The sequence below is a fragment of the Inquilinus sp. YAF38 genome, from assembly GCF_052113205.1.
Taxonomy (GTDB): domain Bacteria; phylum Pseudomonadota; class Alphaproteobacteria; order DSM-16000; family Inquilinaceae; genus Inquilinus.
This window is the reverse complement of sequence record NZ_JBFRCU010000026.1, coordinates 60,791-79,006: the sequence shown is the minus strand read 5'-3', so window position 1 is coordinate 79,006 and position 18,216 is coordinate 60,791. Positions and strand designations below refer to the sequence as shown.

Sequence of the window (18,216 nt, the reverse complement as noted above, 5' to 3'; positions counted from 1 at the left end):
GCTGACCCCGCCGCGGCGCACCGCCACGGCGTCGCTGCTGCTGGCCGGCGCCGTCGCCGCGTCGCTGCTGGCGCCCGCCCCGGCCCGCGCGCAGGACGACAGCCGCATCATCGCCATGGCCAACCATGTCCGCCTCGCCTATGTCGAGACCGGGTCGCAGGAGGTCGACGCGGTCAGCCAGGCCGGGCTGGAAGGCCTGGCCCAGGTGCTGCGCGACCGCACCTCGGTCAATGCCGAGGGCGCCGTCGGCATCAATGTCGAGAGCGACGAGCTGGCCTTCTTCCCCCTGCTGTACTGGCCGATGACGCCGGAGCAGCCGGCCCTGTCCGACGCCGCGATCGGCAAGCTGAACGCCTTCCTGCGCACCGGCGGCACCATCTTCTTCGACACCCGCGACCAGGCGACGGGCAGCAGCGGCGGGGCGCTGGCCGGGCCCGGCGCCGAGAAGCTGCGCGAGCTGACCCAGGGCCTGGACGTGCCGCCGCTGACGCCGGCGCCGCCGGACCATATCCTGACCCGCGCCTTCTACCTGATGCAGGATTTCCCCGGCCGCTACACCGGCGGCGACCTGTGGGTCGAGACCGCGGACGCCACGGTCAATGACGGCGTCTCGACCATCATCATCGGCGCCAATGACTGGGCCGGGGCCTGGGCCACCGGGCCCGGCGGCGCGCCGATGCTGCCGGTGGTGCCCGGCGGCGAACGCCAGCGCGAGATGGCCTACCGCTTCGGCGTCAACCTGGTGATGTACGCCCTGACCGGCAACTACAAGTCGGACCAGGTGCATGTGCCGGCGATCCTGGAACGGCTGGGGCAGTAGAGCATGGACGCCGCCTCGGTCGCCCTCGCCCCTCTTCTCCCCTGGACCGTCCTGGGGCCGCTGTTCGGCCTGGCCGTGCTGGCCCTGCTGGTCGGCGCCTGGCGCCGCGCCCCGGGGCTGGGCTGGCGCACCCTCGCCTTCCTCGCCCTGGCCGCAGCCCTCTTGAACCCGTCGCTGGTGGAGGAGAAGCGCGACCCGATCCGCGACGTCGCCGTGGTGGTGGTCGACCGCTCGCCCTCCGACCAGATCGAGGACCGCCCGGCCCGGATCGACTCCGCCCTGGCCGACCTGCGCACCAAGCTGGCCGCCTTCCCGGATCTCGAGACCCGATTCGTCACCGTCGGCGAGGGCGCCAGCGCGCCGCTGGACGAGACCCATCTGTTCGAGGCGCTGGGCGCGGCCACGGCCGATGTGCCGCGGCGGCGGCTGGCCGGCGCCATCCTGGTCACCGATGGCCAGGTGCATGACGTGCCGACCGACCCGGCGGTGCGCAGCTCCTTCGGGCCGGTCCACACGCTGCTGACCGGCCGGCCGGACGAGTTCGACCGCCGCATCGTCGTGGCCCAGGCGCCGAGCTTCGGCCTGGTCGGCCAGGACGTGACCGTGACCCTGCGGGTCGACGACCTGCCGAACGCCGAGCCCGGCGCCGTCGCCACCGTCACCGCGACCAAGGACGCCGGCGCGCCGGAGGCACTGCAACTGCCGGTCGGGCGCGACACCCAGGTCAGCTTCCGCCTCGACCATGGCGGCCCGACCGTGTTCGAATTCGCGGTCGAGGGCCTGCCGGGCGAGCTGAGCCAGGCCAACAACCGCGCCGCCATCGTCGTCAACGGCGTGCGCGACCGGCTGCGCGTGCTGCTGGTGTCGGGCGAGCCGCATCCGGGCGAGCGCACCTGGCGCAACATCCTGAAATCCGACCCCTCGGTCGACCTGGTCCACTTCACCATCCTGCGGCCGCCGGAGAAGCAGGACGGCACGCCGATCAACGAGCTGTCGCTGATCTCCTTCCCGATCCGCGAGCTGTTCGAGACCAATCTCAAGGACTTCGACCTCATCATCTTCGACCGCTACCGGCGGATGGGGGTGCTGCCCAACCTCTATCTCGGCAACATCGCCCGCTACGTCGAGGAGGGCGGCGCCTTCCTTGAGGTCTCAGGCGAGGCCTTCGCCGAGCCGCTGAGCCTGTACCGCACCCCGATCGGCAACATCCTGCCGGCCGAGCCGACCGGCGAGGTGCTGGAGCAGGGCTTCCGCCCCACCGTCACCGAGCTGGGCCAGCGCCACCCGGTGACGGCGACGCTGGACGGGTCGACCGGCGGACCGGGCGGAGGCCCGAGCTGGGGCCGCTGGTTCCGCCAGATCGACGTGGTGCCGCATGGCGGCAATGTGGTGATGACCGGGGTCGGCGGCCGGCCGCTGCTGATCCTCAACCGGGTCGGCGAGGGCCGGGTGGCGCAGATGGCGTCGGACCAGATCTGGCTGTGGAGCCGCGGCTTCGAGGGCGGCGGCCCGCAGGCGGAGCTGCTGCGCCGCCTCGCCCATTGGCTGATGCGCGAGCCGGAGCTCGAGGAGAACGTGCTGCGCGCCGAGGCGGCCGGGCAGCGCATCGAGATCCGCCGCCGCAACCTGGACCAGAGCAACCCGCCGATCACCGTGACCGACCCGGACGGCAAGACCCAGAGCGTGACGCTGGGCGAGACCACTCCCGGCCTCTATGCCGGCCGGGTCAACGCCCAGGGGCCGGGCATCTACCGGGTCAGCGACGGCGACAAGACCGCGCTGGCCGTGGTCGGCACTCTGAACCCGCCGGAGCTGAGCGACATGCGGGCGGTGACCGACAAGCTGGCACCGGTGACCCGGGCCAGCGGCGGCGGCGTCGCCTGGCTGGTGACCGACGGGGTGCCGACCCTGCGCCGCACCCGGCCGGACCGGGCGGCGGCCGGCGCCGGCTGGTTCGGGCTGCGCGGCAATGGCGACTACACCGTCACCGGCATGACCGAGACGCCGCTGCTGCCGCCGCTGATCGCCCTGTTCCTCGGCCTCGGCGGGCTGATGGCGGCCTGGAGACGCGAGGGACGGTAGAGACCTCGCCCTGATGGCACCATTGCCGCCGCCCAGCAACAAGCGTATTATTTTAATGGCTTTTTATATTCTGTTCGATTGTTGCGTCTGCCCAGCGAGACTTTCGGGGAGGCCCAGGCGATGTCGATGGTGAAGTGGGAATTGAAGGCGACGGAGCTCGCCAATTGCAACTGCTCCTATGGCTGTCCCTGCCAGTTCAACGACCTGCCGACCCATGGCCATTGCCGCGCCGCGGTCGGCTTCCTGATCGAGAGCGGGCATTTCGGCGAGGTCAGCCTGGACGGGCTGCGGGCCGTCGGGCTGTATCGCTGGCCGGGACCGGTGCATCTCGGCAACGGCATCATGCAGCTGATCATCGACGAACGGGCGAACGCCGCCCAGCGCGACGCGCTGCTCCAGATCATGACCGGCCAGGAAACCGAGGACATGGCGACGATGTGGTGGGTGTTCGCCGCCATGTCGCCGAACCGGCTCGAGCCCCTGTTCGAGCCGATCGAGATCGAGATCGACGTCGATCGGCGCCACGGGCGCTTCGTCGTGCCGGGCGTGGTCGAAGTGACGGGCGAGCCGATCCGCAACCCGGTGACCGGCGCCGAGCACCGCGTCCGCATCGACCTGCCCAACGGCTTCGAATACCGCCTGGCCGAGATCGGCAGCGGCACGACCAAGGCCAGAGGCGGGATCGAGCTGGACCTGGCGGGTACCTATGCCCAGTTCGCGCACATCCATCTCAACAACGCCGGCATCGTGGCGTAGCCGGCGGCGATGGCTGCGGGCGCCCCTTCCGCGATCGAGGCGGTGCTTCGCCGCGACCGGCTGGTGACGCTGGTCGCCCTCGCCTGCGTCTGCATCGCGGCCTGGGCCTATATCGGGCTCGGCATCGAGATGCCCGCCGCGGAGATGCCGGGGATGGACATGCCTGGCATGGACATGCCCGGCATGGCGATGGACCCGGCGATGCCGATGCCCTGGACAGGCGCCACCTTCGCCCTGATGACGGCGATGTGGGCGGTGATGATGGTGGCGATGATGCTGCCCGGGGCCGCGCCGATGGTGCTGACCTATGCCGCGCTGCAGCGCCATCGCCGCCAGGCGGCCCCGCATCACGCGACCCTGCTGTTCGCGCTCGGCTATCTCGCGGTCTGGACCGGCTTCAGCATCCTGGCCGCCGCCCTGCAATGGCAGCTCGATGCCCTGGCCCTGCTGTCCCCGGCGATGGCGACCGCCAGCACGGTTCTGGCCGGCGGCGCCCTGGTGATCGCCGGCCTCTACCAGCTCACCCCGCTGAAGCAGGGCTGCCTGGTGCGCTGCCGGTCGCCGGTCGAGTTCCTGACCCGGCACCGCCGGTCGGGACCGTTCGGCCTCGGCCTGCGCCACGGCCTGTTCTGCCTCGGCTGCTGCTGGGCGCTGATGCTGCTGCTGTTCGTCGGCGGGGTGATGAACCTCGCCTGGGTCGGCGCGATCGCGCTGTTCGTGCTGCTGGAGAAGACGATCCCCGGCGGCCACTGGCTCAGCCGCGCCGCCGGCGCCGGCCTGATCGCCTGGGGCGTCTGGACGCTGGTCGCGGCGGCGTAGGCCGGGGTCGCCCGGCCCACGCCTTTCCGCGTCAGTTCATGACGATCTCGACCCGGCGGTTCTGCGGCTCGCGCACGCCGTCGGCGGTCGGCACCAGCGGGTCGGATTCGCCGACGCCGCGGACGATGATCAGGTTGTCGGCGACGCCGTCCGTGACCAGCTCGCGGCGCACCGCCTCGCCCCGGCGCACCGACAGCGCCTGGTTGTAGGAATCGGTGCCGGAGCGGTCGGTGTGGCCGGTGACGTCGATCCGGGTCGACTGGCCGCGCAGCGCGTCGGTGGCGGCGGAGGCGACGATCGACCGTGCCTCCGGCGTCAGGCGCGAGCTGTCGAAGTCGAAGAACACCAGATAGCTGCGCTGGCCGGTGTCGACCGGTGTCTCCGCCACCGGCTCGGCCGCGGGGGCCCCGAAGTCGAAGACGTATTTGATGCCGGCCAGGACGGTGTGGTTCGCCGGAGCGTCGAGCTTGATTCTGGTGCTGCCCGAGGTGAATTCGGCATCGGACTCGCCGAAATAGCGATACTCCACATTCGCGGCCAGATTCGGCGTGATGTAGTAGGACACGCCGGCGATGCCCTGATAGGCAAAGAGCGGCGAGCTGTAGTCGAAGTCGATATCGAAGTCCTTGGCCTTGACCTTCCAGGTGTTGAAGCCGACGCCGACACCGCCGCCGACATAGGGCACGAAGGGCGAGCCGAATTCGAAATCGTAATAAACATTGGCCATCAGGCCGACGGTCTGCTCGTGGCCCTTGACGTCGACCCTGACGTCATTGGCGGCGGGAACCGTGATGAACCGGTTGAGCCGGAAGGAATCGTAGCTGAGCTTGGTGGTTCCGACGTCGTTCCGACGGAAACTGCCTTCGATATCCGCCCGGATCGAACCGAAATCATAACCGGCATAGATGTTGCCGGCCGGCGCCGCGTCGAAGGAGACGTCGGCGTGACCGTCCGTCCGCGGATCGTTGAAATTCCACTTCTGGTCCTGCCGGATGTTCACGCCGGCGCCGGCGCCCAGATAGAGGCCGGTCGCCTGCTGGGCCATGCCGGGCGTGGCCAGCAACAGGGCAACGGCTCCCGCCGCACACACCGTCAGAATCTTCATCTGCCGCCATCCTGGTCAGAGTTCAAACCAGGGCGCCCGCTCCCGGCATAGTGATGCAGGGTTTCATCCGCCCCCTTTCGCATCAATACGGAGACTTCAGCGGACGATCAACCCGAAAACCATGAATCTGAATCGAAGCTTTGACGAATCCTTGATTCGATCACAGGTTTCACGCGCTTCAAAAGATCGATCTTTAATCAAATATTATTAGAACAGCACCAAACCCTGGACAGCCCCAGCATTCACCGTCGGTGGCAGTCGAACAGGTGGTTGCGGTTCACGCGGAAGCGGCGGCGCAGATGCGGCCGCAGCAGGGCCCGGCTGTCGATCGCGATCGGCGCCAGCCCGGCCGCGTCCAGCCGGCCGGGGAAGTCGCGGCCGTTGATGCGGTAGTGGTAGGGGTGGCCGAAGCGGCGCATCCGCTCCGCCGGGTCGGCGATGCCGGCCCCCTCCTGCGTCGGACCCTCCGGGTCGAACGGCACCATCAGGATGGCGCGGCCGCCGGGGCGCAGCACCCGCGCCAGCTCGGCGATCGCCGCGCCGTCGTCGGGGATGTGCTCCAGCACATGGTTGGCGATGACCACGTCGAAGGCGGCGTCGGCGAAGGGCAGCGCCGTCAGGTCGGCCTGGATGTCGGCGAAGGGGCTGAACCGGTCGACCGAGCGGTAGCGCAGGTTCGGCAGCCCGCGCAGCCGCGCCTCCAGCCACGGCTCGGGCGCGGCGTGCAGCACCCGGTGCCGGCCGGTCAGAAGGTCGGTCCGGGCGGTCAGGTACAGCCAGAGGAAGCGGTGCCGCTCGACGCTGCCGCAGCCCGGGCACATGGCGTTGCGCCGCCCCTCCAGCCCGAAGGTCAGGAAGCGGCGCGCCCGGGTGCCGCAGATCGGGCATTCCAGCACGCCCGGCGGCCCGGCCGGCGCCCGCGGCCGGGCGTAGAGCCGCTCGCGCCGGTACACCGCAGCCTCGTCCAGCCGGTCGCGGGCGATGGCACCGACGACCCGGCCGAGGTCATGCAGCATGCGAGGATTCCCGGGCCTTCCCGGACTCGGGAGCATCGTCGAGCGCCGTGCCGGTCCGGGCGCCGTCACGCTCGCGCACCGCCGTCGCCAGCACCTGCACCGCCTGGGGCAGCGAGATGTCGGCCGCGATCGGCTGGAAGGCCAGGCCGCCCTCGCGGAACGCCTTCCAGATGGCGAAGCGCAGATCGGTGCCGACGCCGGCGAAGTTGTCGACATCGGAGATGTGGCAGCGCAGCTCGAGGTCGAGCGTGGCGGGGCCGAAGCTCTTGAACGCCACCACCGGCGCCGGGAAGGCGCCGACGCGCTTGTCCTCCTTGGCCAGCGCCAGCAGGATCTCGCGCGCCTTCTCGACATCGGCCGAGGCGGCGATCGAGACCGGGATGTCGATCCGGCCGTTCCTGTCCTTGTGGGTCCAGTTGACGACCTGGGACGAGATCAGGTTGCCGTTCGGCACGATCACCGAGGAGCGCTGGAAGGTCTGGATCTCGGTGGCGCGGACGCTGATCCGGCGGACCACGCCCTCGGCCCCGCCGACCACCACCCAGTCGCCGACCTTCACCGGCCGCTCGACCAGCAGGATCAGGCCGGCGACGAAATTCTGGACGATGTTCTGCAGGCCGAAGCCGATGCCGACCGACAGGGCGGAGGCGATCAGGGCGAGGTTCGACAGATCGAGCCCGAGCAGGCCGACGGCGAAGATGGCGACGATCAACCCGCCGAGATAGCCGATGCCGGTGCGGATCGAGTTCTTCAGGCCGCGGTCGATCTGCAGCTTTTCGATGAAGCGGGCGTCGAGCCGGCGCTGCAGGAAGCGGGTGGCGAGGATCCCGACGGTGAAGGCGGCGACGGCGCCGAGGATGTTGAGCGGGGCGATGCGGACGCCGCCGATCGTCGCCCCGTCCAGCACCGCCGAGCCGATCGCGGCGAGGTCGGTGCCGCTGAGCCCGAGCACCGGGGCCAGCGCCACCAGCGCGGCCAGGCCGAGGACGATATCGGTGCACAGGGCGGCGCCGGTCTCGAACACCCACAGGCCGCGGTCGTTCGGGAACAGCGAATGGCGGATCCGGGCCATCCGGCCGACCGGCTGGGTCATGAACCGGCCGATGGCTTCCTGCACCACGCTGCGCAGGACCAGGACGGCGGCGCCGATGCCGATCGCGGCCGCCAGCAGATAGGTGATGTACAGCGCCAGCTTCTGATAGCCGATCACCCCGGCCACCAGCACGACCACGGTCAGCACGGCGGCCAGCAGGCGGGCGCGTGGCCAGCGCCCGGACGGCCTGGCGGCGGCGCGCTGGTCGTCGGCCGGCTCGCCCTCCGGCAGGGCCTGGAGGTCGGCGCGATAGCCCCACAGCGATCCCGGCAGCAGGGACAGGAGCGCCAGCGCGCCCGCCGCCAGCGCCGCCGCAACCAGCAGGGACCGAAGCTCGCCCTGCATCAGGATGCGGCCATCGGCGATGGCCAGCGTCACCCCGGCGACGGTCCAGATCACCGCCGCCGCCCGCAGCCTGCGGCAGAGCGTGCGGGCCGAGGCATCGGTCAGGTCGATCAGGCGCCAGGGCGGGTCGTCGGGCGTCAGCGTGGCCGAGATCGCGGCCGAGGCGACGAAATAGGCGACGATGCCCCAGGCCACGACCCCGAGGGCGATCATCGCGACATAGCTGGCGGGCCGGTCGCCGAGCCAGCCGGCGCAGATCACCGCCACCGCCAGCGTCACCATCGCCGGCAGCACGCCATGGGCGACGGTGTGCACCAGCGCCGCGGCCACCCGGCGCCGCAGGGTCGGCACGCTCTCGGCCGGGCGCCGGCCGAACCGCAGCAGCAGCCAGCGCCGCGCCAGCCAGCCGATGCCGAGGACGATGGCCGCGAACAGGATGCGGCGCGCGATCTCGCCCACCCCGTTCCAGCCGGGGCCGAGCTGATCCTGGAACGGCAGCAGCAGCCGCGTCGCCAGATAGCCGGCCTGGTCCGGGATCGGCAGCCAGGTCTGCGGGTCGAAGGTCGCCGGCGCCACCGTCAGCAGGTCGCGCCGGAACTGGTCGACGCGCGCCGCATCGGCGGTCTGCTGCAGCAGCTGGGCCTGGGTCTTGATCGCCTCGGCCTGCCGCACCTGGCCGTCATACTTGGCGAGGGCATCCGCCAGCTGCTGCCGCTGCTTCGCCACATCGGCCGATTCGGGCGGCGCGCCTTCGGCCGGCGGTGGGCCCAGGGCGTCATTAACCTGCTTGATCTTGCCGAGAGCATCGTTCGCGGCATCCGCCGCGGCCTGGGTCTGGTCGACCACGGCGGCCAGTTGGGTGCGCAGCCCATTGTAGCCGTCCTCGGACAGATTCTGAGCCGAGAGCTGGACGTAGAGCTGTCTCAGCGTGCTCTGCCACCCCGTGCTCTGCCTGTCGAAATCCGGATTGGTCTGGGTCGCCGCCGGCAGGGCGGCGCAGACGACGGCGAACAGCAGCAGCAGGCGGAGGAACAGGGCGCGAAAGGTCATGGTCGGCCGGATGGCACCAAAATGGATGGGGAGAGGCACCACCCTGCATGCCAAAGCGGCGATAAGAAGGCGAGGCCGCCTGTCGTCGCAGCAGCAATGCGCCGCTCAGGCGGAAACGGGGCCGCCGCGCTGGCTGCGGGCGAAGTCGCTCGGGGTGCGGCCGACGCAGGCGCTGAAGGCCTGGGTGAAGGCGCCGAAGCTGCTGAAGCCGACCGCCATGGCGACGTCGCTGATCCGGTGCCGGCCCGAGGCCAGCATCTCCATCGCCTGCATCATCCGCGCCTCGCGCACGAACTGGCGCCAGGTCATGCCGGTGTCCTCGCGGAAGTGCCGGCGCAGCGTCCGCGGCGACAGCTTGGCCGCGCTGGCCGCACCCTCCAGCGAGCCGTCGTCGACATGCGCGATGACATGGCGGATCGCAGCCCGGATGCCCGGCGACTGGCCGGTCGGCAGCCACAGAATGCGCTGCCGGCTGAACCAGTCGGCGCAGAGCAGCCCGAAGGTGCGGAAGAACGAGCCGGCGACCGGGTCGTCGCGCTCGCGCTCGCGCGGCCAGCGCAGGGCGTAGTCGACCATCTCGCGCGCCAGCGGGCTGGTGCCGGCGGCCCAGCAGCCATCGTGGTGCCACGGCGTCATCGGCGCGTCGAGATGCACCACCGTCAGCTCGGTGCCGTCATCGGTGCGGATCTCATAGGGCCGCCCGGCCGGGATGAACACCATATGGGTCGGCAGGATCGCCCAAACGCCGCGCGGCCCTTCCAGCTCCAGCCGGCCGGCGCGGACATGCACCACCTTGTGCTTCGCGTCCCCGGCCGACCGCTCGACCAGCCGGCCGCAGCGCGACAGTTCGGCGTGCTCGGGGCAGGTCGAGGTGCTGACGAATGGCGACATGGGGCTCCTCCCGCTCGCCGGGGCGCTCGATTGGCCCCTTCGCGTAAGATTATGGGCGATTTCCGGAAGACGCTCATCCGATCTTTCTGACACACTCGCTGCAACAATCCGCCCGGCCCGAGCCGAGGCGGGGTGCAGGAGGAAGCGCATGGAGCTGCGTTCGGCGCCGGCCGAGCCGGGCCTGCCTGCCGCGTCGGCGGTGCCGGTCCTGGAGTTCCGCGGCCTGGCCAAGCGCTTCGGCGGCACGCTGGCGGTCGACGGGCTGGACCTGGCGCTGCGCCCGGGCGAGATCCTGGCGCTGCTGGGCCAGAACGGCGCCGGCAAATCCACCCTGATCAAGATGCTGGCCGGCGTGCACGCCCCCGATTCCGGCGAGATCCGGCTGAACGGCACGGCCTACGACCCGAGATCCGGCCGCGGCCGGATCGCCTTCATCCACCAGGATCTCGGCCTGATCGACTGGATGACGGTGGCGGAGAACATCGCCTTCGCCCAGGGCTTCCCGCGGCGGCTGGGCCTGATCGACTGGCGCCGGGTCGAGGCCACGGCCCGCGCCTCGCTGGCCCTGGTGGCCGAGGGCATCGACCCGGGCCGGCGGGTGCAGACCCTGACCCGGACCGAGAAGTCGCTGGTGGCGATCGCCCGGGCGCTGGGCGCCCGCCCCGACATCCTGGTGCTGGACGAACCGACCGCCAGCCTGCCGCAAGCGGAGGTCGAAGGGCTGTTCCGGGTGCTGCGCGGGCTGAAGTCGCGCGGCGTGTCGATGATCTACGTCTCGCACCGGCTGGACGAGGTCTATGCCATCGCCGACCGGCTGGCGGTGCTGCGCGACGGCCGGCTGGTGGCGGTGCAGGAGACCAGGGCGACCGAGCCCGAGGCGCTGGTGCGGCTGATCATCGGCCGGCCGCCGGAGTCGCTGTTCGTGCGCCCGCCGCGGCGCGGCGGCGACGCCCTGCTGCGGCTTGAGGGCGCCGTGATCGGCGATGTCGGCCCGGTCGACCTGGCCGTGTCGGGCGGCGAGATCGTCGGCCTGGTCGGGCTGCGCGGCGCCGGGCAGGAGCTGGTCGGCCGCGCCTTGTTCGGCCTGCTGCCGCTGGAGGCCGGGACGGTCCGGCTGGACGGCGCGCCCTGCGACCTGGCCTCGCCGCCGCGGGCGATCGGCGCCGGCATCGGCTTCGTCGCCGCCGACCGCAACGCCGATTCGGTGGCCGCGGGCCTGAGCGTGCGCGAGAACATGTTCCTCAACCCCAGCGCCTGCGGCCGTGGCCCGCTGGCCTGGCGCGGCGCCGCCGACGAGGCCGCCGAGACCGCGCTGCTGGGCGGCCGGGTCGGGCTGCGGCCGAACGACCCCGCGGCACCGGTCGAGACCCTGTCCGGCGGCAACCAGCAGAAGGTGGTGCTGGCCCGCTGGCTGCGCATCGGCGGCCGGGTGCTGGTGCTGGAGGACCCGACCGCCGGCGTCGATGTCGGCGCCAAGGCCGAGATCTACCGACTGCTGGCCGACGCGGTGCAGCGCGGCCTGGCCGTGGTGCTGGTCTCGACCGATGTCGAGGAGGTCGCCCAGATCTGCCACCGCGCCGTGGTCTTCCGCGACGGCCGCATCGTCGCCGAGATCGACGAGGCCGGGCTGTCGGTCGAGCGCCTGGTCCACGCCGTCTCGCTGGCCCCCGATGCCCGGGAGTCGGTGCAGTGAGGCCGGCTCCGTCCCGAATCAACGAGTTGCCTCTCCCGTTTACGGGAGAGGTCGGAGACGCGAAGCGGCTCCGGGTGAGGGCCCTTCGTCGAGGCCCGGACCAACCCTCACCCGGTCGTCCTGCGGACGCCCGACCTCTCCCGCCAGGCGGGAGAGGCAACGCGACACAGCTTGCTGACAGGTAAGGAAGGGCCGACCCCGCATGCAGTCGATCAAGTCGAACGCCCTGGAGCCGACGCGGCTGGAGCTCGCCGCGCTCAACCCGGCGCAGCGGGTCGCCCGGCTGCTGCCGGTCTACGGCCTGCCTATCCTGACCGTCGTCCTGATCCTGCTGTTCTCGCTGCTGCTGCCACGCACCTTCCCGACCATGCTGAACCTGCGCTCGATCCTGGGCGACAAGTCGGTGATCGCGCTGCTGTCGCTGGCGGCGATGATCCCGATGATGGCGGGGCGGATCGACCTGACCGTCGGCTACGGCATCGTGCTGTGGCACATCGTGGCGATCGCGCTGCAGACCCAGCTCGGCCTCCCCTGGGGCGTGGCCGTGGTGGTCGTGCTGCTGCTCGGCTGCGTCCTCGGCGCGATCAACGGCCTGCTGGTCGAGGTGGCGCGGATCGACAGCTTCATCGCCACGCTCGGCACCGGCACCGTGCTGTACGCCATCGCGCTCTGGTACACCGAGGGCCGCCAGGTCATCGGCGTGCTGCCGAACGGCTTCCTGGCGCTGTACACGCTGCAGGTCTTCGGCATCCCGATCGCCGCCTTCTACGTCCTGGCGATCGGGCTGATGCTGTGGATCGCGGCCGAGTTCCTGCCGATCGGCCGCTGCCTTTACGCCATCGGCGCCAACCCGCGGGCGGCGGAGCTGAACGGCATCCCGACCCGGCGCTACGTCATCGGCGCCTTCGTCGCCTCCGGCCTGCTCGGTGCCCTCGCCGGCATCGTGCTGGCGGCGAAGCTCAGGATCGGCCAGGCCAGCGTCGGGCTGGAGTTCCTGCTGCCCGCCCTGGTCGGCGCCTTCCTCGGCTCGACCACGATCAAGCCCGGCCGGGTCAATGTCTGGGGCACGCTGATCGGCGTCGCCATCCTGGCCGTCGGCATCTCCGGCATCCAGCAGCTGGGCGGCGCCTTCTATGTCGAGCCGCTGTTCAACGGCCTGACCCTGCTGCTGGCGATCGGCTTGGCCGGATACGCCCAGCGCAAGCGCGGCCTGGCCCGTCGCCGGCGTCCCGAAGGTGCCGACGCGAACACCACAACCGGCGCCGCGACGGCGGCCGGACAACCAAACGAACCAGGGAGGATCTGAGATGATACGGCGTTCGGTACTGGCATCGGCCCTTCTGCTGACGGCCCTGATGGCGGCCCCACTTCCGGCGGTGGCGCAGGACGCCGTGGCCGCGGCCAAGGCGGTGGTCGAGAAGGTGACCAAGCCCAACCCGCCCTGGGACGGGCCGTCCACCGGGCCGAAGCTGCAATCCGGCAAGACCGTGGTCTATGTCTCGGCCGACCAGCGCAACGGCGGGGCGCGCGGCGTCGCCGAGGGCATGGACGAGGCGGCGAAGCTGGCCGGCTGGGACTTCCGCGTGATCGACGGCCAGGGCACCGTCTCCGGCCGGTCCGCCGCGATGAACCAGGCGATCGCGCTGAAGCCGGACGCGATCGTGCTGGGCGCGCTGGACGCCGCCGAGCAGGCGGCGCCGATCGAGGATGCGGCGAAGCAGAAGATCGTCATCGTCGGCTGGCATTCCTTCGCCAAGCCGGGGCCGAGCGACACGCTGCCGGTGTTCACCAACATCACCACCGACCCGCTGGAGGTGGCGCGCGCCGCCGCCTCCTACGCCATCGCCGATTCCGACGGCAAGGCCGGCGTCGTCATCTTCACCGACTCGGTCTACCGCATCGCCATCGCCAAGTCGGACGCCATGGCCGAGGTGATCCGCGGCTGCCCCGGCTGCAAGGTGCTGTCGGTCGAGGACACGCCGCTGAGCGACACCGGCACCCGGATGGGGCCGCTGACCACGGCGCTGCTGYAGCGCTTCGGCGACGAATGGACCTACGCGCTGGGCATCAACGACCTGTATTTCGACTTCATGGCGCCGTCGCTGGCCTCGGCCGGCATCGGCGGCGACGGCATGCCGCACAACGTCTCGGCCGGCGACGGCAGCGAGGTCGCGTTCCAGCGCATCCGCGGCAACCAGTACCAGGTCGGCACCGTGGCCGAGCCGCTGCGCCTGCATGGCTGGCAGCTGGTCGACGAGCTGAACCGCGCCTTCGCCGGCGAGAAGGCCAGCGGCTATGTCGCGCCCGCGCATCTGTTCACCCCGGCCAACATCAAGGCCGATGGCGGGCCGGACAATGTCTACGACCCGGAGAACGGCTACCGCGACGCCTACAAGAAGATCTGGGGCGTCAACTGATCCCGGGGCCGCTGCGGCGGCCCCTTCCCTCCGCAACCAGGGCAGAGCCAATGAGCGACCTCCCGACCCCCGACCATGCCCGGAATCTTAAGCTGATCGGCCACAGCGACCAGGGCGGCCGGCCGGACGGCGTGCAGCTGATGATCCATCGCGGCCACGCCTATACCGGGCACATGTTCTCCAAGGGGTTCAGCGTCATCGACGTGCGCGACCCGCGCGCCCCCAAACCCGTGGCCTATGTGCCGGCGCCGCCCGGCACCTGGAACATCCACCTGCAGACCCATGACGACCTGCTGCTGGTGATCAACGCCAAGGACATGTTCGCGGCAGCGGAGTTCCAGGACGAGCGCGCCTATTACAAGGGCGCGCTGGGCGAGAAGGTCGGCACCGCGGCGACGACGCAGCCGGCCGAGCGCAACTGGACCGCCGGGATGGCCGTCTACGACATCTCCAAGCCGGCGGAGCCGCGGCAGATCGGCTTCATGCCGGTCGAGGGCGGCGGCGTGCACCGGATCTGGTACACCGGCGGCCGCTGGGCCTATGTCTCGGCGCTGCTCGACGGCTTCACCGACTACATCTTCATGACCGTCGACATGAGCGACCCGACGAAGCCGCGCGCCGCCGGCCGTTACTGGCTGCCCGGCATGAACCTGGCCGCGGGCGAGAAGCCGGACTGGCCGGCGCAGCGCCGCTACGGCCTGCACCACCCGATCATCCATGGCGACACCGCCTATGGCGCCTGGCGCGACGCCGGGCTGGTGATGATCGACCTCGCCGACCGCGCCGACCCGAAGCTGATCGTGCACCGCAACTGGAGCCCGCCCTTCGGCGGCGGCACCCACAACTGCCTGCCGCTGCCCGACCGCGACCTGCTGGTGGTGCTGGACGAGGCGGTGCTGGACCACCAGGAGGACGGGGTCAAGCACATCTGGCTGTTCGACATCCGCGAGCCGTCGAACCCGATCAGCATCTCGACCTTCCCGCAGCCGGACGAGGCCGATTACGCCGCCAAGGGCGGGCATTTCGGGCCGCACAACGTGCATGAGAACCGGCCGGGCAGCTTCGTCAGCTCCGAGCTGATCTTCTCGACCTGGCAGAATGCCGGGATCCGGGTGCACGACATCCGCGACCCGTTCCGCCCGGTCGAGACCGCGGCCCTGGTGCCCGCCACACCCAACCGGCTGGTCGACCACCGGCCGAACCGGGCCCGGGTGATCCAGTCCTGCGACATCTTCGTCGACGCCCAGGGGCTGGTCTACGCCAACGACTACAATGGCGGCCTGTCGATCATGGAATACACCGGCTAAGCGGCCTCCTCTCCGCGTCTCTCCCGATCAAGCCGTGGTATGGGCGGGGTCGTCTTGCTATGAATGCGGGATCGTCCGGCCGGGGTGCGCCCACCCGGCCGGCGCGGAGAGAAAAGATCGATCGGGGAGACCCCATGAGCAGCGACACCAGCCTTTTTCCCGTGTCCGACGACTGGGCAAAGCGCGCCTGGGTGGATGCCGCCCAGTACGAAAAGCTGTACGAGCGTTCGGTCAATGATCCGGACGGCTTCTGGGCCGAGCACGGCAAGCGGGTCGACTGGATCCGGCCGTTCACCAAGGTCAAGAACACCAGCTTCACCGGCGATGTCCGCATCCGCTGGTTCGAGGACGGCACGCTGAACGCCGCCACTAACTGCATCGACCGGCACCTGGCGAAGCGCGCCGACCAGACCGCGATCATCTGGGAAGGCGACGACCCCAAGGACAGCCGCCACATCACCTATCGCGAACTGCACGAGCAGGTATGCCGCCTGGCCAATGTGCTGAAGGCGCGCGGCGTCAAGAAAGGCGACCGGGTCACGGTCTACCTGCCGATGATCCCGGAGGCGGCCTATGCCCTGCTGGCCTGCGCCCGGATCGGCGCGGTCCATTCCGTGGTATTCGGCGGCTTCTCGCCCGACAGCCTGAAGGATCGCATCCTCGACTGCGGCTCGACCGTCCTGATCACCGCCGATGAAGGGCTGCGCGGCGGCCGCGCGGTGGCGCTGAAGGCCAATGCCGACGAGGCGCTGAAGAGCTGCCCGGAGGTCGACAGCGTCATCGTCGTCCGCCGCACCGGCGGCAAGATCGGCTGGACCGAGGGCCGCGACATCTGGCTGCACGAGGCCGCCGCCCAGGTCCCCGCCGACTGCCCGGCCGAGGAAATGGGCGCCGAAGACCCGCTGTTCATCCTCTACACCTCCGGCTCGACCGGCAAGCCGAAGGGGGTGCTGCACACCACCGGCGGCTATCTGGTCTATGCCGCGATGACCCACCAATACGTCTTCGACTACCATGACGGGGACATCTACTGGTGCACCGCCGATGTCGGCTGGGTCACCGGGCACAGCTATATCCTGTACGGGCCGCTGGCGAACGGCGCCACCACGCTGATGTTCGAGGGCGTGCCGAACTATCCGGACACCTCGCGCTTCTGGCAGGTGGTCGACAAGCACAAGGTCAACATCTTCTACACCGCCCCGACCGCGATCCGCGCTTTGATGCGCGACGGCGAGGGGCCGGTGAAAAAGACCAGCCGCGCCTCGCTGCGGCTGCTCGGCTCGGTCGGCGAGCCGATCAACCCCGAGGCTTGGCTGTGGTACCACCGCGTGGTCGGCGACGGCCGCTGCCCGATCGTCGACACTTGGTGGCAGACCGAGACCGGCGGCATCCTGATCACGCCGCTGCCCGGCGCCATCGCCCAGAAGCCCGGCTCGGCCACCCTGCCCTTCTTCGGGGTCAAGCCGCTGATCGTCGACGGCGACGGCAAGCCGCTGGAGGGCGCGGTCGAGGGCAACCTGTGCATCGCCGACAGCTGGCCCGGCCAGATGCGCACCGTGTTCGGCGACCATGAGCGCTTCATCCAGACCTACTTCGCCACCTTCAAGGGCCTGTACTTCACCGGCGACGGCTGCCGCCGCGACGCGGACGGCTACTACTGGATCACCGGCCGGGTCGACGACGTGCTGAACGTCTCCGGCCACCGCATGGGCACGGCCGAGGTCGAGAGCGCGCTGGTGGCCCACCCGAAGGTGGCCGAGGCCGCGGTGGTCGGCTATCCGCACGACATCAAGGGCCAGGGCATCTACGCCTATGTCACCCTGATCGCCGGAGAGGCACAGACTGAGGAGTTGCGGAAGGAACTGGCGCAGTGGGTGCGCAAGCAGATCGGCCCGATCGCCACGCCGGACCYGATCCAATGGGCGCCGGGCCTGCCGAAGACCCGGTCGGGCAAGATCATGCGCCGCATCCTGCGCAAGATCGCCGCCAACGAGCACGAAGCCCTGGGCGACACCTCGACCCTGGCCGACCCGGCGGTGGTGAGCGACCTGGTCGACAACCGGATGAACCGGGGGTAGGCGCAAGTCCCGGCCGGTCGGACTTCGATCGGCCGGGACCGAAGCCAAGCTGACGCGCCGGCAACGATCGTCAAATTCCTGGCTGAGCGGCCAACCAGTTTTCGAGCGTCAACCCCGGGACCCGGCTGAATTCGCGTTCATTGTCGGTCACCAGGACGGCATTGACGGCAAGCGCCTGGGCGGCGATCCACGTGTCATTCGCCCCGATCGGTGTTCCCTGCCGCTCCAGCAATGCCCGAATCCGGACGTAGCAGCGTGTCGTGTCATGGTCGATGCCGACCAGAGGCAGTCTTTGAACGAGAGCCAGGAGGTGGGCACGGTTCCGCTCTCCATGCGCACTTTTCTCCGCCCCGAATTCCAACTCCCCCAGGACAATGGCTGACAGGCGGATAGTGTTGAACGGAAGGGCTTCCAGCCGCTGCCGCACCTGGACATGCCCCTTCAGCGCGGCAATCAGGATGTTGGTGTCGAGCAGATAGGTTGCGTTCACAACCTAGGCGTCCAGCGAAGCCACCTCTTCGGCCGGCCTATCGTCCGGGGCCTGCAGGTCGATATCACCATCGGCCCAGAAATCGCGAAAGGCGTCGGCCGCCACCCGCTGCCGATCCGGAACCAGCCGGGCCACGACCTTTCCGTGCCGGGTGACAGCAACCTCCTCACCCGCCTCGACTTCTGCCAGCAAGCTCGAGAAACGGGATTTTGCCTCGACGACGGAGACGCTCTTCATCGCGACTCTCCTAAAAT

At 70.2% G+C, this 18,216-nt stretch carries 15 protein-coding genes; 9 read left to right on the top strand and 6 right to left on the bottom strand.

The genetic code is table 11. The features are described 5' to 3' along the window. From AB4Z01_RS14260 to AB4Z01_RS14245, 4 genes are all read left to right on the top strand, one after another. Positions 1-820 (top strand): DUF4159 domain-containing protein (locus tag AB4Z01_RS14260; protein ID WP_441694631.1); only part of this gene is annotated, 820 nt, incomplete at its 5' end. Positions 821-823: 3 nt separating this feature from the next. Next, complete coding sequence (locus AB4Z01_RS14255; protein ID WP_441694629.1) at positions 824-2,902, top strand: hypothetical protein; 2,079 nt, start codon at positions 824-826, stop codon at positions 2,900-2,902. A 120-nt stretch (positions 2,903-3,022) separates the two neighbouring features. After that, positions 3,023-3,658, top strand: a complete 636-nt coding sequence (locus AB4Z01_RS14250) for a DUF1326 domain-containing protein (protein ID WP_441694627.1) — start codon at positions 3,023-3,025, stop codon at positions 3,656-3,658. A gap of 9 nt (positions 3,659-3,667) precedes the next feature. Beyond that, entirely contained in the window at positions 3,668-4,477 is an 810-nt protein-coding gene (locus AB4Z01_RS14245) for a DUF2182 domain-containing protein (RefSeq protein ID WP_441694625.1), read from the top strand. A gap of 31 nt (positions 4,478-4,508) precedes the next feature. On the opposite strand, the gene AB4Z01_RS14240 is transcribed toward AB4Z01_RS14245, so the two are convergent. The 4 genes from AB4Z01_RS14240 to AB4Z01_RS14225 all read right to left on the bottom strand — a co-directional run bounded on the left by AB4Z01_RS14240 (position 4,509) and on the right by AB4Z01_RS14225 (position 9,977). Further along, positions 4,509-5,582: an OmpA family protein gene (locus AB4Z01_RS14240; protein ID WP_441694623.1), complete on the bottom strand. Its 1,074-nt coding sequence runs from the start codon at positions 5,580-5,582 to the stop codon at positions 4,509-4,511. A 242-nt stretch (positions 5,583-5,824) separates the two neighbouring features. Then, positions 5,825-6,598 carry a class I SAM-dependent methyltransferase gene (locus AB4Z01_RS14235; RefSeq protein WP_441694622.1) on the bottom strand — a complete coding sequence of 258 codons (774 nt, stop codon included), beginning with the start codon at positions 6,596-6,598 and terminating at the stop codon, positions 5,825-5,827. After that, a complete protein-coding gene (locus AB4Z01_RS14230; protein ID WP_441694620.1) occupies positions 6,588-9,086 on the bottom strand; it encodes a mechanosensitive ion channel family protein in 2,499 nt (832 codons plus the stop codon). The genes AB4Z01_RS14235 and AB4Z01_RS14230 overlap by 11 nt, the downstream gene beginning before the upstream one ends. Positions 9,087-9,191: 105 nt before the next feature. After that, on the bottom strand, positions 9,192-9,977 hold the full coding sequence (locus AB4Z01_RS14225; protein WP_441694619.1) for a helix-turn-helix domain-containing protein: 786 nt from the start codon (positions 9,975-9,977) through the stop codon (positions 9,192-9,194). Between the two features lie 148 nt (positions 9,978-10,125). On the opposite strand from AB4Z01_RS14225, the gene AB4Z01_RS14220 reads away from it, so the two are divergent. The 5 genes from AB4Z01_RS14220 to acs all read left to right on the top strand — a co-directional run bounded on the left by AB4Z01_RS14220 (position 10,126) and on the right by acs (position 17,472). Then, the gene (locus AB4Z01_RS14220; RefSeq protein ID WP_441694617.1) at positions 10,126-11,670 is read left to right on the top strand and encodes a sugar ABC transporter ATP-binding protein; all 1,545 of its coding nucleotides are present in this window, start codon (positions 10,126-10,128) and stop codon (positions 11,668-11,670) included. A 202-nt stretch (positions 11,671-11,872) separates the two neighbouring features. After that, the gene (locus tag AB4Z01_RS14215; protein ID WP_441694615.1) at positions 11,873-12,976 is read left to right on the top strand and encodes an ABC transporter permease; all 1,104 of its coding nucleotides are present in this window, start codon (positions 11,873-11,875) and stop codon (positions 12,974-12,976) included. 1 nt (position 12,977) lies between these two features. Next, a complete protein-coding gene (locus AB4Z01_RS14210) occupies positions 12,978-14,087 on the top strand; it encodes a substrate-binding domain-containing protein (protein WP_441694613.1) in 1,110 nt (369 codons plus the stop codon). A gap of 50 nt (positions 14,088-14,137) precedes the next feature. Next, positions 14,138-15,394 (top strand): LVIVD repeat-containing protein, encoded by a 1,257-nt coding sequence (locus AB4Z01_RS14205; RefSeq protein WP_441694612.1) that lies wholly within the window; start codon positions 14,138-14,140, stop codon positions 15,392-15,394. 134 nt (positions 15,395-15,528) lie between these two features. Further along, positions 15,529-17,472, top strand: a complete 1,944-nt coding sequence (gene acs, locus AB4Z01_RS14200; RefSeq protein ID WP_441694610.1) for an acetate--CoA ligase — start codon at positions 15,529-15,531, stop codon at positions 17,470-17,472. A gap of 70 nt (positions 17,473-17,542) precedes the next feature. Here the strand turns inward: acs and AB4Z01_RS14195 are convergent, their stop codons facing one another. Both AB4Z01_RS14195 and AB4Z01_RS14190 read right to left on the bottom strand, forming a co-directional pair. After that, positions 17,543-17,962: a type II toxin-antitoxin system VapC family toxin gene (locus AB4Z01_RS14195; RefSeq protein WP_441694609.1), complete on the bottom strand. Its 420-nt coding sequence runs from the start codon at positions 17,960-17,962 to the stop codon at positions 17,543-17,545. A 3-nt stretch (positions 17,963-17,965) separates the two neighbouring features. After that, positions 17,966-18,199 carry a type II toxin-antitoxin system Phd/YefM family antitoxin gene (locus AB4Z01_RS14190; protein ID WP_441694607.1) on the bottom strand — a complete coding sequence of 78 codons (234 nt, stop codon included), beginning with the start codon at positions 18,197-18,199 and terminating at the stop codon, positions 17,966-17,968. Positions 18,200-18,216: the final 17 nt, after the last annotated feature.

Bases quoted from the DNA above. Each gene is read 5' to 3' on its own strand.
- AB4Z01_RS14255 (WP_441694629.1), top strand. From the start codon at position 824: ATGGACGCCGCCTCGGTCGCCCTCGCCCCTCTTCTCCCCTGGACCGTC.
- AB4Z01_RS14250 (WP_441694627.1), top strand. From the start codon at position 3,023: ATGTCGATGGTGAAGTGGGAATTGAAGGCGACGGAGCTCGCCAATTGC.
- AB4Z01_RS14245 (WP_441694625.1), top strand. From the start codon at position 3,668: ATGGCTGCGGGCGCCCCTTCCGCGATCGAGGCGGTGCTTCGCCGCGAC.
- AB4Z01_RS14240 (WP_441694623.1), bottom strand. From the start codon at position 5,582: ATGAAGATTCTGACGGTGTGTGCGGCGGGAGCCGTTGCCCTGTTGCTG.
- AB4Z01_RS14235 (WP_441694622.1), bottom strand. From the start codon at position 6,598: ATGCTGCATGACCTCGGCCGGGTCGTCGGTGCCATCGCCCGCGACCGG.
- AB4Z01_RS14230 (WP_441694620.1), bottom strand. From the start codon at position 9,086: ATGACCTTTCGCGCCCTGTTCCTCCGCCTGCTGCTGCTGTTCGCCGTC.
- AB4Z01_RS14225 (WP_441694619.1), bottom strand. From the start codon at position 9,977: ATGTCGCCATTCGTCAGCACCTCGACCTGCCCCGAGCACGCCGAACTG.
- AB4Z01_RS14220 (WP_441694617.1), top strand. From the start codon at position 10,126: ATGGAGCTGCGTTCGGCGCCGGCCGAGCCGGGCCTGCCTGCCGCGTCG.
- AB4Z01_RS14215 (WP_441694615.1), top strand. From the start codon at position 11,873: ATGCAGTCGATCAAGTCGAACGCCCTGGAGCCGACGCGGCTGGAGCTC.
- AB4Z01_RS14205 (WP_441694612.1), top strand. From the start codon at position 14,138: ATGAGCGACCTCCCGACCCCCGACCATGCCCGGAATCTTAAGCTGATC.
- AB4Z01_RS14190 (WP_441694607.1), bottom strand. From the start codon at position 18,199: ATGAAGAGCGTCTCCGTCGTCGAGGCAAAATCCCGTTTCTCGAGCTTG.